At 69.9% G+C, this 13290-nt stretch carries 14 protein-coding genes and 1 tRNA gene; 5 read left to right on the top strand and 10 right to left on the bottom strand.

Annotated features, from left to right (window positions below):
- Positions 1–23: 23 nt before the first annotated feature.
- The 8 genes from Q2100_RS06465 to Q2100_RS06430 all read right to left on the bottom strand — a co-directional run bounded on the left by Q2100_RS06465 (position 24) and on the right by Q2100_RS06430 (position 9068).
- Positions 24–2168 carry an Rv1355c family protein gene (locus Q2100_RS06465; protein WP_302913319.1) on the bottom strand — a complete coding sequence of 715 codons (2145 nt, stop codon included), beginning with the start codon at positions 2166–2168 and terminating at the stop codon, positions 24–26.
- Entirely contained in the window at positions 2165–3544 is a 1380-nt protein-coding gene (locus Q2100_RS06460; RefSeq protein ID WP_302913318.1) for a cytochrome P450, read from the bottom strand. The genes Q2100_RS06465 and Q2100_RS06460 overlap by 4 nt, the downstream gene beginning before the upstream one ends.
- A 265-nt stretch (positions 3545–3809) precedes the next feature.
- A complete protein-coding gene (locus Q2100_RS06455) occupies positions 3810–4595 on the bottom strand; it encodes a bestrophin-like domain (protein WP_302913317.1) in 786 nt (261 codons plus the stop codon).
- Positions 4596–4704: 109 nt separating this feature from the next.
- Positions 4705–4777, bottom strand: a tRNA-Ala gene (locus Q2100_RS06450).
- A gap of 47 nt (positions 4778–4824) precedes the next feature.
- Positions 4825–5961 carry a divisome protein SepX/GlpR gene (sepX, locus tag Q2100_RS06445; RefSeq protein WP_302913316.1) on the bottom strand — a complete coding sequence of 379 codons (1137 nt, stop codon included), beginning with the start codon at positions 5959–5961 and terminating at the stop codon, positions 4825–4827.
- A 211-nt stretch (positions 5962–6172) separates the two neighbouring features.
- Positions 6173–6826: a GNAT family N-acetyltransferase gene (locus tag Q2100_RS06440; RefSeq protein WP_264012524.1), complete on the bottom strand. Its 654-nt coding sequence runs from the start codon at positions 6824–6826 to the stop codon at positions 6173–6175.
- 10 nt (positions 6827–6836) lie between these two features.
- A complete protein-coding gene (glp, locus tag Q2100_RS06435; RefSeq protein WP_269892580.1) occupies positions 6837–8108 on the bottom strand; it encodes a molybdotransferase-like divisome protein Glp in 1272 nt (423 codons plus the stop codon).
- A 48-nt stretch (positions 8109–8156) separates the two neighbouring features.
- The gene (locus Q2100_RS06430; protein ID WP_302913315.1) at positions 8157–9068 is read right to left on the bottom strand and encodes a UTP--glucose-1-phosphate uridylyltransferase; all 912 of its coding nucleotides are present in this window, start codon (positions 9066–9068) and stop codon (positions 8157–8159) included.
- Between the two features lie 68 nt (positions 9069–9136).
- On the opposite strand from Q2100_RS06430, the gene Q2100_RS06425 reads away from it, so the two are divergent.
- From Q2100_RS06425 to Q2100_RS06410, 4 genes are all read left to right on the top strand, one after another.
- Positions 9137–9721 (top strand): 5-formyltetrahydrofolate cyclo-ligase, encoded by a 585-nt coding sequence (locus Q2100_RS06425; RefSeq protein WP_302913314.1) that lies wholly within the window; start codon positions 9137–9139, stop codon positions 9719–9721.
- Positions 9722–9743: 22 nt separating this feature from the next.
- Positions 9744–10538 (top strand): SDR family NAD(P)-dependent oxidoreductase, encoded by a 795-nt coding sequence (locus Q2100_RS06420; RefSeq protein ID WP_264012528.1) that lies wholly within the window; start codon positions 9744–9746, stop codon positions 10536–10538.
- Between the two features lie 86 nt (positions 10539–10624).
- Complete coding sequence (locus tag Q2100_RS06415) at positions 10625–10984, top strand: FmdB family zinc ribbon protein (RefSeq protein ID WP_302913313.1); 360 nt, start codon at positions 10625–10627, stop codon at positions 10982–10984.
- Positions 10985–11048: 64 nt separating this feature from the next.
- Entirely contained in the window at positions 11049–11711 is a 663-nt protein-coding gene (locus Q2100_RS06410; RefSeq protein ID WP_302913312.1) for an SAF domain-containing protein, read from the top strand.
- 68 nt (positions 11712–11779) lie between these two features.
- On the opposite strand, the gene Q2100_RS06405 is transcribed toward Q2100_RS06410, so the two are convergent.
- Positions 11780–12187 carry a hypothetical protein gene (locus Q2100_RS06405; protein ID WP_264012531.1) on the bottom strand — a complete coding sequence of 136 codons (408 nt, stop codon included), beginning with the start codon at positions 12185–12187 and terminating at the stop codon, positions 11780–11782.
- Between the two features lie 274 nt (positions 12188–12461).
- On the opposite strand from Q2100_RS06405, the gene mscL reads away from it, so the two are divergent.
- Positions 12462–12896: a large-conductance mechanosensitive channel protein MscL gene (gene mscL, locus Q2100_RS06400; protein ID WP_264012532.1), complete on the top strand. Its 435-nt coding sequence runs from the start codon at positions 12462–12464 to the stop codon at positions 12894–12896.
- Between the two features lie 66 nt (positions 12897–12962).
- On the opposite strand, the gene Q2100_RS06395 is transcribed toward mscL, so the two are convergent.
- A partial coding sequence (locus Q2100_RS06395) for an MspA family porin (protein ID WP_302913311.1) occupies positions 12963–13290 on the bottom strand: 328 nt, incomplete at its 5' end.

Genomic DNA, 13290 nt, shown 5'->3' with positions numbered 1-13290 from the left:
TGTCAAACCTTACGACAGCGTGTTCACCGGGACAGGGCCCGAACGCGGTCGAGTCTGCGCCTGCTTCGCACCGATGCCGGACCCGTGGCGGCCAGTCGCAGGATCAGGGCGATGGCGTCGTCCGGGCCGGTGCCTGCGAGCCGCGCGAAGTCCGACGCCAGGCCGGCGAGCTCTCCGGCGAACTGTGGTGAGAGGTCGCGCAGTTCGTCATCGGAGCGGGCGTAGAGGAACACCGGCGAGACCGGCTGCACGCCGAGCCCGTGCGTCTGCGCGGCGATCCACACCGCTTCGACGGCCTCCCCGCCTGAGGCGTAGTCGCGCAGGGCATCGCCCGCCACGGTCACCACCGCGAGCGCGCAGCTCGCCCGCACCCGGTCATGGGTGTCTTCGCCGAGTGCGCTGCCCGCCTGCCAGTCCGCGAGGTGCGCCATCACCTCGGGCCGCCGGAGGATGTCGAGGACGGCGAGGTCACCGGCGTCCATCTCGAGGCTCCGCACGTCGATGCCCTCGTCGAAGTCCGGGTCGCCTGGCCAGCGGAGCTCGGAGATCATCTCGGCGTGCAGCCGCGGCGTCAGGTAACGGACCCGGTCCGCGGCCGCGAGAATTCCTGCCGCTCCCGCCAATTCGGTGTCCGTGGTGAGCAACCGCAGCGTTGCGCCGTGTCGGGTGGCGATCGCGTGCAGCGCCTCGGCGGTGGCCGGGTCAAGGGGTCCTGGCGTGCCGTGGTGCCGGTTGCTTTCGCGGGCGAGCATGGGCCGGTACAGCTCCGCGAGGTCGGCGTCGCTGCGGTCGCCGAGTCGCAGCGTCGCCTGAAGCGGTACCCCGCCGGTGTGCTCGGTCACGGTGACGGGGCCGAGGACGTCGTGCGCAGCGGCCGCGACCCTGGCGTTGAAGAGGGCCGCTCCCAGCGCGACGGCACTGCCCCGGTGCCCGACGTCCATCGCCGAGGTGCGTTCTGTCGCAACACCTATCGTGAGCGCATCGGGCGTGACGTCGATGCGCCACGGCTGCACGTTGCCGCCGGACGGCGCCCGGATCGCCGCGGCGGCGAGCACGCCGGTCAGGCCGGGTAGGTCGGGCAGTTCGGTGTCGCCCTGCTCGGGCGGCGGCTCGGGGGCTCCGCGGGCCATCTCGGGTTCGGCGAGCCGGTCGAGCGCGCCGCTCACGTCGATGCGCACCCGCCCGGACCGCAGCTCCTCGCCGAGCCCGATCCGGCGTACCGCCTCGGCCAGCGCCGTGGCGCCCAGTGCCACGTCACCGGCGAGCTGCGGCCATGTGGAGATCGACCGGTCCACCTCGACCAGCGACGCCGCGGTGCGCGACGACAACCGCGACGCCTCGAGGTGGCGCAGGATGTGCGGGACCTTGTCGCGGCTGCTCATGCCCGGCAGCAGCGACACGTCGAGTTCGCCGAGCAGTCCGTGCAGGATCGGGCGGTCCGGTTCCAGGTCGAACCGCTCGATGTCGATCAGCCCGCGGTCGCTGGTGGCCATCACCACCGGGATCCCACGCGCCCGTGCGCCGAGCCGGAGCACCGCCTTCATGTCCAGCGAATCGCATTCCTCGACAACGATGTCCAGCCCGTCGAGGAACTCGTCGACGGTCTCGGAGGTGAGCCCGGCCTCGAAGACGCGGACCGGCAGGTACGGATCGACCTCCGCGATCCGGCGGGCCGCGACGTGGGCCTTGTTCACGCCGAGGTCGAGCACCGTGGCGGGCACCCGGTTGAGGTTGGACAGCTCGAGCCCGTCGAAGTCGGCGAGATGCAGCCGCCCGCAGAGGCCCTGGGCGGCGAGCGTGTGGGCGATGACGTGGCCGACGCTGAGTCCCGCCACGCCGATGCGCAGTGCGCCGAGCCGCTGCTGCTCGGCGGCGGTGATGATGTTGCGGTTGCGGTCGAGCCGGACAGCGCGAAAGGCCTTCGGTCCCAGCACTGCGGCGACGCTGCGCCGCCACGGGAAGTACGCCCACCGGCCGGGCTCGTCGAGCACGGCCGCATCGGGCGCGGGCCGCAGCCGGTGCAGGTCGTCGAGCTGCTGGGCGCGCCGGTCGAGGAACTCGATGCGGGGGTCCGCGCGCAGCCGGTCGAGCATCGCCCGGTCGGCGGAGTCCTCGGGGTCGAGCAGATGGGCGGCGTAGACGTTGAGGCCGTCGTCGTCGACGCTCACCGGGACGCCCCGGACTCGCGACGCCGGACCCGCGCCCAGATGTGGTCGTCGGCGACCATCGTGAACGGCACCGCCACCGGGAAGTCGTCACCCAGCGAGGTCACCTCGACGCGCCGGATGAAGGTGGCCAGCCCGAGAGTCGCCTCCAGCATGGCGAAGTGGTCGCCGATGCACGACCGCGGACCGCCGCCGAAGGGCACGTACTGCCAGCGGTCGCGGCTCTTCATCGCCTCGGGCGTGAACCGGTCGGGATCGAACGTGAGGGGGTCGTCCCACAGTGTGGGGTCGCGCTGCACGGCCATCCGGCCGAAGATCAGCATGGTGCCGCGTTCCACCCGGAAGCCGCCCACCTCGACGTCGCGGGTCGTCATCCGCGAACCGGTGGGCCCGGGCGGGCACAGCCGCAGCGCCTCACGCAGCACCTGCACCGTGTACGGCAGATCGGCGATGTCGCCGGGTTCGAGTTCGCGGCCGGGCAGGGCGTCCACCTCGGCGGCGACCTTCTTCTGGAGGTCGGGGTTCCGGCCGAGCTGCCACATCGCATAGGTCATCGTCGTCGCGGTGGTGTCGTGCCCGGCGAAGAGGAACACGATGAGTTCTTCGGCGATCTCGCGGTCCGACAGGGTCTGTCCGGTCTCGGGATCCGTCGCGGCGATCAACGCCTGCACCAGCGGAGCGTCGGTGGTGGGGTCGGCGCGGCAGGTGTGCAGGATCTCGCGGGCCAGGCGGTGCAGCGTCGCGCTGGCCGCCCTGGCCTGCCGTTGCCGCGGGGTGGGCAGCCAAGCCGGCGTCCGCAGCGGCTTCAGCGCGCGGTCGGCGACGTAGGTGACTGCGATCCGCAGCGGGTCCGCGACTTCGTCGGTGTGGTCGGTGAGGTCGCGGCCGAGCACCGAATGCCCAAGCGCGCGAAGGGTGAGCGTCCGGCATTCGGCGTCGAGGTCGATGGTGGCGCCGTCGCGCCAGGTCGACGCCACCGACTCGGCGGCCGCCGACATGTGCCCGCCGAAGCTGCGGACCTGCTGCTTGGTGAAGACGGGCTGCAGGGTGCGCCGCCGCGGCAGCCATGCCTCGTGGGGCAGATCGAACAGGTTGCCACCGATGACCCGGCAGAACTCGGTGAACACCCGGGTGGTCTTGTCGATCGAGCCGTCCTTGTTGCTGAGGATGTCGCGGATCCCCTGTGGCGAGGTGACCGCGACGACGGGCGGCATCAGCCACCGCGGTCCGACCGTGAACCGGGTGACCGGGCCGCCTGCGTCGCGCAACTGCTCTATGCCGGTGTGGAACGACCGCAGGGCACGCACCCGCTGCGCGAACGGCAGGGGGTTGTCGGGCACAGGTGGCAGCGACGCCAGCCGCGCGGACTGATCACCCACCCTCGACCCTTTCCATCGCACACCGAAACGCATACCGAAATGTATGCGGCACAGCGGATCCCGAGACTCCGGGTCGGAGCGACGAGAGATGACCCGACGTTGAGCTTAGCAGGGCTAATTCTTCATGTTTCAAGGATTCGCAACGCGCGTCAATATTGTCGCGCGTGTGTCACCAACACAGCGGGATATTCGGGCATTCCCCGTCGGCGGAGAGCGGCGCTACGGGCAGCGCCCCCGTGCTGCGTAGGCCCTTGCTTCGGCGCCTCTACGACAACTGCCGGATGACCTCTTTCAGCGGCTCCGAGGACGTCCCGATGTCGCCGAGGAACGGGTGCGAGAGCTCCATCACCAGGAACAGGTTCACCGCGACCAACACGCCCAGGATCGCCACCATCGAATAGTGCGTGGAGGGCTTCTCGACGTCGTAGATGATCGCGCACAACAGGAGCAGGGCACTGGTCAGCCAGATCACCGCCCACAGCGACCACGGCGGGCCGACGTCCGTGCGCGATTGGAGCACCCGCTGCGTCCGGGCCTGGCTGAGGCTGTCCAGATTGCTGAAAGAGGTTGAGAGCACGGTCTTCTGCGTGTCGGTTCGGGCCTGGATCTCCTCGTAGGCCGAATAGAGTCGCGTCAACGCCTCGTCGGCCTCGGGATAGGCGTTGCCCTTGGCATTCTCGTCCCACTCGGTCAGCGCCGCCTGCTGGTATTCGAGTAGCGCCTTGCGGATCCGGTCGCTGTCCGGCTGGTCGAACACCGTGGCGTACCTGGCGAGCTGCACGCCCGCCGCTCCCTCCGTCCGCGCCCGTCCGTCCGCATCGCCGATCTGTCCCCACATCGCGGACACGACGAAGCCGAGGAAGAACGCGAACACGAAACCGACCACTCCGAACGCGAACCGGATGACGTCGTTGTGCTCCTCGCCCTTGAGGCTGGGGAACTTTCGGCGCACGAGCGTCTGTAGGAGTACCGCTCCGCCGGCGATGACCAGGATCAGACCCAGCAGCAGCAACCACGACGGAAGGCTGCTGACCAGCCACTGACTGATCATTCGGCTCCTCTACGACGGCACAGGGAATGCACTCGGGACGTGGGGATGCTCGTCAGAGAACAGGGGCGCCGACCGGCCGCAGGCGGACGTCTGACCTGCACATACTCTGTGGAGCTAAGGGGAATCGAACCCCTGACCTTCTCGATGCGAACGAGACGCGCTACCAACTGCGCTATAGCCCCTTGCGGAGACAAAGGCTACCAGTCGCGCCGCGAGTGCCGAAAATCGACTACTGGCCGGCAGCGCGCGGCAGATCGTAATGCCGGGCGAATGACGTGTAGTCGAGGTGTTCGAACGCCGGATCCTCGTCGTCGATCTCCAGCACCGCCGCACCCGGGCGCCGCAGTCGAGCCGGGACCACGTCCAGCTTCTGGTCCTCGGCGTTCTCCACGCCGAGCCGCGATCGCATCATCCGCTGCGCCCGCCGGCGCCGCAGCCGCTCCTCGATGCGGGTCTGGCGGCGCAGGTACATGAGGTACATCAGCGTGACGGCGCCGGTGGTCGCACAGAGCCACCACGCCCACGGTGCGGCGAGGTATGCGACGGCGGCCGACGCCATGATCGCCACGGCCATCGACACCAGCATCCGCATGCGGAACCGGTACTTGCGGGCGCTGACCGCGGCCGCGGTCTTCGACTCGTTCCTGCGACGGCGTGCGGCGCTCATCGAGTCGGCGACGTGCAGGTCGGACTCCGACGGCGCCTCCAGACCGGAGGAGTCGGCGACGTATTCGTACTCGTCGTCTGTGCCGTCGAATTCGTCGTCGGCTTCCGCTTCGACGGCTTGGTCTTCGTCTGTCTCTTCGTCGTCGGCCTCGTCCTCGATGGCGTCGTCATCGATGGCCTCTTCGTCGTCGGCCTCGTCCTCGATGGCTTCGTCTTCGACGGCGTCGACTTCGGCGGCCTCCGCCACGTCGGCGGCTGCCTCGGCGACCACCGGCTCGGGGGCGTGGAACTCGAGCGGCAGCTCGGGTTCGTCGATCGCGGACCTGCCCACCGGGAGGGCGCCGGAGGCCTCGTCGACGACGTCGACGTCGAGATAGTCGGGTTCATCGACGGTGGTGGCGGCGGCCGCGAGCACCATCGCACGCTGCGGCCGGGCCTCCTGCTCGTCGAGTCCGTCGTGGTCGCCGAGGTCTCGGAGGTCGTCCTCGTCGGGCTGCCAGTCCGGGTCACTGTTGTGGCCGGCGGCCGGACCGCTGCGCCGCAGCTTCGACCTGCGTCCGGTGTCGAGCACCCGCGTGGCCAGCGCCACGTCGCTGGTGCGGCGAACCGCGTCGCGCTTGCTGATCAACATCGGAACCAACACGAAGAGCCAGAGCACGACGAGAGAAATCCAGAGAAGAGATTGGGGGATGCTTGGCATGACGCCGGCTCCTTTCCCCGTTCAGGCTAGGTCCGTGACCAGCGCGTCCGGGGATGACGCGCCGAGGACAATTACACACCTGTAATTCACAGGATACAAGCACCACGAGTAACACGTGTCACACGCGTCACGGATTTGCGCGCGAATTCCACATCTGGGTCGCGATCGCCGCGACAACACAGCCCTCGTGCAGAAGTCGGCGGCCGATCGGTCAGGCCCAGTGCGCGCGACCGCTACGCACCAGCGCGGCCGCAGCCGTCCCGTTCATCTCCTCGATGGTGATCGCCACCAGCAGGTGGTCCCGCCAGGCGCCGTCGACCTCGAGATATCGCTTGAGCAGACCTTCCTCGCGAAAACCCACCTTGCCCAGCACTGCGCGACTGGCGGCGTTCTCCGGACGCACCGTCGCCTCGACACGGTGCAGCATCACCTGGCCGAAGCAGTGGTCGAGACCGAGCGCGAGCGCCGCGGTCGCCACTCCCCCGCCGGTGCGCTGGCTCGTCACCCAGTACCCGATCCACGCCGACCGCAGCGCGCCGTGGGTGACGTTGCCGATCGTCAGCTGTCCGGCGAACTGGCCGTCGACCTCGATGACGTACGGCAGCATCCGGCCCCTGCGCGCTTCGGCCCGCAGACTCGAGCAGACCGTCGGCCACGACGAAAACGCGTGTCGCACCTGCCAATCCACTGCCGCCGTCGGCTCCCACGGTTCGAGTTGCGCCCGGTCGGCCAACCGCAGCCGGCTCCACTGCGCGGCGTCACGCAGCCGGATCGGACGCAGCCGCACCACTCCGGCGGGCACCCGCAACGGCCCTGCCGGCGTCGGCCAGCCCGGATGTATCGGACTCGCACGCAGGAAACTCATCGCCTGCCGGTCAGCCGCGCTGCGCCAGGAATGCCACGTCGACGACCTCGCCGGTGCGGACTTCCTCGGTCTCGGCCGGCACCGTCACCAGGCAGTTCGCCTCGGCCAGCGTCGCGAGCAGATGGGACGACGATCCAGGGGCGCCGCCCAGGGCCTGCACCAGGTATTCGCCGGTGTCCTGGTCGCGCATCAGCTGCCCACGCAGGAACCCCTTGCGGCCCGCCACCGACGTGATCGGCGACAGGGTCCGAGCAGGCACCACGCGGCGCATCGGCGCGCGCTTCCCCAGCGAGAGCCGGATCAGCGGCCGCACCATCACCTCGAACACCACCAGCGCGCTGACCGGATTGGCGGGCAGCAGGAAGACCGGGACACCGTCGCGGCCCAGCTGACCGAAGCCCTGTACCGACCCGGGGTGCATGGCGATGCGGGTCACCTCCATCTCGCCGAGCTCGGAGAGCACGGCGCGCACCTGCTCGGCCGCGACACCGCCCACCGCGCCGGCGATCACCACCACCTCGGCCCGGTTGAGCTGACCCTCGACGATCTCCCGCAACTCCGCGGGATCGGTGGTGTCGACGATGCCGACCCGGTTCACCTCGGCGCCCGCGTCGCGAGCGGCGGCGGCGAGCGCATAGGAGTTGACGTCGTAGACCTGGCCGTTGCCCGGTGTGCGGGAGATGTCGACCAATTCGCCGCCCACGCACATGATCGTCAGCCGCGGCCGCGGATGGACGAGCACGCGCTCGCGGCCCACCGCGGCGAGCAGTCCGACCTGCGCGGCGCCGATGATCGTGCCCGCGCGCACCGCGACGTCGCCGGGCTGCACGTCGTCACCCGTGCGGCGCACGTAGGCCCCCGAGCGGACGCCGCGCAACACCCGCACCCGATTCTTACCGCCGTCGGTCCAGCGCAGCGGAAGCACCGCATCGGCGAGCGTCGGCATCGGAGCGCCGGTCTGCACCCGCGCGGCCTGGCGGGGCTGCAGCCGGCTGGGCGTGCGCGCTCCCGCCTCGATCTCCGCCATCACCGGCAGGCTGACCTCGCGCTCGCCGTCCTCGTCGTCGGCGCCGGGCCGATCACCGAGGCCGAGGCCGAGCACGTCGACGCTGCGCACCGCATACCCGTCGATCGCGGCCTGGTCGAACCCCGGCATCGGCCGTTCCGTGACGACCTCCTCGGCGCACATCAGGCCCTGTGACTCGGCGATGGCCACCCGCACCGGTCGGGGCGCCACCGCGGCGGCGGCCACCCGGGCCTGCTGCTCCTCAACCGAACGCACAACACGCCTTTCTGCCATCCGCGGGCCGTGCCGTGGAGCAGTGCTCGCCTACGGTCGGGTCAGCCCTAGTCGTTCGATCAACCACTCCCGCAGTTCGGGACCGTAGTCGTCGCGTTCCAACGCAAAGTCAACCGCAGCCTTGAGGTAGCCGCCGGGATTTCCCAGGTCGTGTCGAGAACCGCGATGCACGACCACGTGCACGGGATGGCCCTCCTCGATCAGCAGTGCGATCGCGTCGGCGATCTGGATCTCGCCGCCCGCCCCGGGTTCCACCCGTCGCAGCGCATCGAAGATCGCCCGGTCGAGCACGTAACGGCCGGCGGCGGCGTACGGCGACGGCGCGTCCTCCGCCTTGGGTTTCTCGACCATGCCCTTGACCCGCAGCACGTCGGGATTGGCCGCGTCGGGCACCGTTTCGACGTCGAAGACGCCGTACGCGCTGATCTTGTCGGGCTCGACCTCGATGGCGCACAGCACGGATCCGCCCCGCTTCGCGCGCACCTTCGACATCGTCTCCAGCACGCCGGTGGGCAGCACGAGGTCGTCGGGCAGCAGCACCGCGATGGCGTCCTCGTCGGGCCCGAGGACCTTCTCGACGCAGCCGATCGCGTGACCGAGGCCGAGTGGCTCGTCCTGCACCACCGACTCGACCTTGATCAGATCGGGTGCGCGGCGCACCTTTTCGAGCATCTTGTCCTTGCCGCGTTCCTCGAGCGTGCTCTCGAGCACCAGATCCTCGACGAAGTGCGCGACGACGCCGTCCTTGCCCTCGGAGGTGATGATGACCAGCCGGTCGGCGCCTCCCTCGGCGGCCTCGGCGGCCACCAGCTCGATGCCCGGCGTGTCGACCACCGGCAGCAGCTCCTTGGGCACGGTCTTGGTGGCCGGCAGGAACCGTGTTCCCAGCCCGGCGGCGGGCACGACCGCGGTGGACGGAATGGGCACCTCGGGACGAGTCACGCTGACACACTAGCCGCGCCGGTGCCGTTGAAACCCTGCCGGATGTCGCCGGATGTCATGGTTGACGCGTGCCCACTGCGTCCAAGGCCGAGCTGCGCGCGCAGATCCTGTCGGCTCGCCGCGCCACGACGGCCGCGGAGCACGACGCCGATGCGCAGGCACTGGCCGCTCACCTTCCGACACTGGTGGTCGCGGGGCAGACGGTGTGCGCGTACGTGCCGGTCGGCTCGGAGCCCGGGTCGGTCGTGATGCTCGACGCCCTGTCGGCGCTCGGGGTGCGGGTGCTGCTGCCGGTGGCCCGGGAGGATCCCGCAGCCGTCGCGCTGCCGCTGAGCTGGGGCGAATACCGGGTGGGCGTCCTGGTCGAGGCGCGGTACGGCCTGCTCGAACCGCCACCGCCATGGCTGCCCGCCGACACCGTCGCGACCGCGGCCCTGGTGCTGGTGCCGGCCCTGGCCGTCGATCGCACAGGGACCCGGCTGGGCCGCGGCGCCGGCTTCTACGACCGGACGCTGCGCCTGGCCGATCCGGCGGCGCGGCTGACGGCGGTGGTCCGCGACGACGAACTCGTAGACCGGCTGCCCGCCGAATCCCACGACGTGCCGATGACCCATGCGCTGACGCCGGGTGGCGGATTGACCGCGCTCGGCTAGCCGCGCGCCGTACGCTTCGGCCATGGATCTCGGGGGGAAACGAGTACTGATCACCGGCGCGTCGCGTGGGATCGGCGAGGCGATGGCCCGGTCGTTCGCCGAAGCCGGTGCGACCGTCGCGCTGGTCGCACGCAGCGCAGAGCCGTTGCAGGCGCTCGCCGACGGCCTCGGCGGCACCGCGCACGCCGCCGATCTGGCCGACCCCGCCCAGGTGGACGCCTTGATCGGCCGGGTCGAGGACGAAGCCGGCCCGGTCGACGTGCTGGTGAACAACGCAGGCATCGAGAGCACGGCGGGATTTGCGGACGCGCCGGACGGCGAACTGCAGCGGGTGACGCAGGTCAACTACCTCGCGCCGGCGGAACTCTGCCGGCGCGCGACTCCGCGGATGCTGAGCCGCGGCGGCGGTCACATCGTCAACATCTCTTCGCTGGCCGCCGTTTCGGTCTTTCCCGGCCTCGTCAGCTACGGCGCGTCCAAGGCGGCGCTGTCCGCCTTCACCGGGGGTTTGCGAGTCGACCTGAGGGGCCTGCCGATCGGCACGACGCTGGTGGAACTCGGTCCGGTGCCCACCGACCTGCTCGCGAAGGCCGACGATTACGCGCCGACTCGCGACAGCTTCCGGCGGATGTACCGGCTGCACATGCTCGCCGACATGCCCCGGGAAACGGTGGCTGCCGCGATCGTGGAGGCCGTGTCCAAGAACAGGCGGTATGTGCGACTTCCCAGGCGTGCGGCGCTGTTCGCAACTCTCGTCGAGACTCCCCGCCGAATCACCGCCCTGGCCCTCACCGGTGTGGCGCACCAGCCGCGCTGACCGCGGAATGACGGCGGCCGCGTAGCGGTTCTAGCACTTGACACGATAGAGTGCTAAAGAACTTTGTGACCGTCTCGGAGGTTTTCTTGCCTACCTACTCGTATGCGTGCACCGCGTGTGACAACAAGTTCGACGTGGTGCAGGCCTTCAGCGACGATGCGCTCTCGCAGTGCCCGAAGTGCGACGGGCGGCTGCGCAAGCTCTTCGGCAAAGTGGGCGTGGTGTTCAAGGGCAGTGGCTTCTACCGCACCGACAGCCGCGAGGCCGCCAAGAGCACGAGCAACGGTTCGGCGAAGAGCTCCGACGCGGCCGGCTCCACCTCCTCGTCGAGCGACTCCTCGAGCTCCAGCTCGTCGGGCTCCTCGAGCGACTCCGGCAAGAGTTCGAGCTCGACGTCCGGGTCCAGCTCGTCGAGTTCCGCTCCGGCTGCGGCCGCGTCGAGCTGACAGTTATCCACAGCCCGCCGGATTGACCGCGCGGATCGGTCCCTGCCCTGCCTAGCGTGGCGGGATGGGGGAATCGCTCGATCCGAGGCCGCTTGACCGGCTCACCGCTGCACTGCGGCCGGACTGGTCGCGCACCGTGGCGGCACGCCGGATCGCCGCGGCTGTGCTCGTCCTGTTGGCCGCGTTGATCGCGGTGCGGTCGGATCCGCGTGGCGACCACGTCGACGTCCTCGTCGCCGCGCATGACCTAAGTCCCGGCCAGCCGCTGGCGGACGCCGATCTACGCGTTGAAAGCCGTTCGGCGACAACAGTTCCCGACGGCGCATCGGCGGACTCCGCGGCTGTCGTCGGCAAGACCCTGGCCGGACCGGCCCGGCGTGGCGAGGTGCTCACCGACGTGCGCCTCCTCGGACCGCGTCTGGCCGAATCGGCCGCCGGTCCGAACGCACGCATCGTGCCGCTGCATCTGACCGACACCGCGCTGCTCGACCTCGTCCGGCCGGGTGATGTGGTCGACGTGCTGGCCGCCCCCGATTCGGGTCCGGGGCCCGGTGACGACGCCCGCCCGAGGCTGGTGGCCGGTGAGGCCGTGGTGGTGCTCGTGTCCGGGAAGCAGCAGGGCCCGGGCGCCGGCGACCGCGTGGTGCTGGTGGCGCTACCGGCGCACGACGCCAACGAGGTGGCGGGCGCCTCGCTGACACACGCGATCACCTTGACGTTCCACTGATCGGCACTGCCGGGAAAACAAATCCGCCCCCGGCCGCAGGGCCGGGGGCGGATCGTCAGACTGTCAGATCACCAGTCGCCGAGGGCGGGTCCGCCGCCCGTCAGCGGGCCTTCGCCGGCCGGCGTGAACTCGCCCTCAAACAGCGGGCCGGTGGCCGAGCCGGAGACCGCTTTCACGGAGTCACGGACGCCGGCGTTCTCACCGTTGGTCTGCGCATGAACGATGGTCGTGTCGGCGGTGCGTCCCTCTCCACCCTGTCCACGGGCGGCACCGATGTCGGTGAGGCGGATGCCGTCCTCGTTCACCGCAACGGCCGCGCGGCTCGTCACCTCTGGCGACGGTGCGACCTCTTCGACTTCGGCGCTGGCGGTGCCGAGACCGAGCGTCATGGCGGCAGCGGCGACGGCAAACGACCCGGCTCCCACGATGCCCAGCTTCTTCGCACGACGAGTGAGCGCCTTGGCGTGTGCTGCCATCAGCATTCCCCTTTGTTGGTAGACGGGACGGAGCCCGGTAGGTTCGCGACCTCCAAAGACTAGCAGTGCCGACGCGTCCCCGCCTGCCCAGCCGGCCACCGATTTTCACGCGATACGGATGCTTGTGGCCGACGGCGTCCGGCCACGTCGTCGCCGCTTTCTCCGACGTCGGAGACAGCACGGCCGACGGGTCGGTTTCGCCGTCCGAACAAGGTCATCGACCGCTACCGTTCCCCTGGAGCGAGCCACAGGAAACGACGAAAGGGTCATGCACATGCTCAAGGGGTTCAAGGAATTCATCGCTCGGGGCAACGTCATCGATCTGGCGGTCGCGGTGGTCATCGGCGCGGCGTTCACCGGCCTCGTCACCGCGTTCACCCAGAACGTCATCCAACCGTTGATCGACCGCATCGGCGCGGGACCCGACGCGGAGTACGGCGTCTTGCGCATCCCGCTCGGAGGCGACCAATTCGTCGACCTCAATGCCGTGCTTTCGGCCGCGATCAACTTCCTCATCGTCGCCGCGGTGATCTACTTCGTGATCGTGCTGCCGTTCAAGAAGCTCAAGGAGCGGGACGCGAAGGTCGAGACCAGCGAGACCGAGTTGACGCTGCTGACCGAGATCCGCGATCTGCTTCGCGCCGATGCCGCGGGCGCGGGCGCCGCACCCGGCGCACACAGCCAGCGGGAGGACCACTCCGAGGAGTAACGGACACCCGGACACGAGAACGGCCCCCGGTGGATGACACCGGGGGCCGTTTCCGTCAGAGCTGGGTCAGTTCATGTTCCACGGTTCGCCGTAGGTGGTGACGCTGTCACCGGTCGAGGCGATCAGCCGGGCGAACGGACGCAGCAGCACACCGCCGGCCGCACCGGTGACGGTGCCATGGGCGTTCGAGACCGCGACCGAACCGTCGGCGCCTTCCACGTCCACCGAGAACGTCGCGACTTCCTGGATGCCGGGGCCGTTGCCAAGGTCAGCCGAGATCGACACGCCGGGGAACAGCGGCGGGGTCTGGATGCCCTCGATGAGGCCACCCTCGAAGTCCGAGTCCAGACCGTCGAAGGCGATGTTGGGCGTGGTGTAGCTGAAGTTGATGCCC

The sequence above is a fragment of the Mycolicibacterium arseniciresistens genome (assembly GCF_030519285.1).
In the GTDB taxonomy this organism is placed as follows: Bacteria; Actinomycetota; Actinomycetes; order Mycobacteriales; family Mycobacteriaceae; genus Mycobacterium; species Mycobacterium arseniciresistens.
Note: the sequence above shows the minus strand (reverse complement) of the source record. Positions and strands in the feature narration are given on the sequence as shown.

What these genes read in the sequence shown, in the direction of transcription:
- Q2100_RS06405 (WP_264012531.1), bottom strand. Translation starts at nt 12,187, where the DNA reads ATGGCAGCACACGCCAAGGCGCTCACTCGTCGTGCGAAGAAGCTGGGC.
- Q2100_RS06440 (WP_264012524.1), bottom strand. Translation starts at nt 6,826, where the DNA reads ATGAGTTTCCTGCGTGCGAGTCCGATACATCCGGGCTGGCCGACGCCG.
- mscL (WP_264012532.1), top strand. Translation starts at nt 12,462, where the DNA reads ATGCTCAAGGGGTTCAAGGAATTCATCGCTCGGGGCAACGTCATCGAT.
- Q2100_RS06420 (WP_264012528.1), top strand. Translation starts at nt 9,744, where the DNA reads ATGGATCTCGGGGGGAAACGAGTACTGATCACCGGCGCGTCGCGTGGG.
- Q2100_RS06410 (WP_302913312.1), top strand. Translation starts at nt 11,049, where the DNA reads ATGGGGGAATCGCTCGATCCGAGGCCGCTTGACCGGCTCACCGCTGCA.
- Q2100_RS06455 (WP_302913317.1), bottom strand. Translation starts at nt 4,595, where the DNA reads ATGATCAGTCAGTGGCTGGTCAGCAGCCTTCCGTCGTGGTTGCTGCTG.
- sepX (WP_302913316.1), bottom strand. Translation starts at nt 5,961, where the DNA reads ATGCCAAGCATCCCCCAATCTCTTCTCTGGATTTCTCTCGTCGTGCTC.